This window comes from uncultured Formosa sp. (assembly GCF_947500765.1).
Taxonomy (GTDB): Bacteria; Bacteroidota; Bacteroidia; order Flavobacteriales; family Flavobacteriaceae; genus Formosa.
On record NZ_CANMTH010000057.1, the window covers coordinates 1 to 671 of the forward strand.

A 671-nucleotide genomic window follows, 5' to 3' on the forward strand; every position below is an offset into this window, starting at 1 on the left:
CGTTGTGGTGCATTTACACAAACATCCTGAAAGCATTGAAAAATAAAGAAATTAATGGAAATGAAAGAGTTTTTTAAAGACGTATTTAAATATCACAATCACTTTAATCAGAAATTGATTGAACAACTAATTGAAAATGAAAATTCACTATCTGAAAGAACAATTCCGCTAATATCTCATTCGATAAATACTCAACAAGTTTGGAACGCAAGAATTACGAATAAAGAAAAATTAGGAGTTCACGCTGAACACTCGCTTCGAGAATGCAAACGAATTGACAGCGAAAACTATAATGAAACGCTTGAAATTTTAAAAAATCACGAATTGACCGAAAATATATCATACTCAAATTCAAAAGGAACTGAATTTAATAATACTATTCAGCAGATTCTCTTCCATATTGCGAATCATTTCAGTCATCACAAAGGACAAATAATATCGGATTTAAGACAAAATGGAATTAATCCAATCGTAACAGATTATATATTTTATAAACGATAAACTGAATTTTGAAATTGACGACTGAAATGGAGAAAAAACGCACCACAACACCGTGTATAATTCATTGCTAGTACAAGCTTACTTACGAAAATCCTTGCGGATTTTCTATTCGGTTTGTATTTGCTAAATTAGTGGCTTAAACACGCAACGAAATCATACACAAACACGTT

Annotated in this window: 1 protein-coding gene; it reads left to right on the top strand. The window is 30.8% G+C overall.

Features of this window, described 5'->3' with window-relative positions; all coding sequences use genetic code 11:
- Window positions 1–54: 54 nt before the first annotated feature.
- Entirely contained in the window at window positions 55–501 is a 447-nt protein-coding gene (locus tag Q1B05_RS18590; RefSeq protein ID WP_299782964.1) for a DinB family protein, read from the top strand.
- Window positions 502–671: the final 170 nt, after the last annotated feature.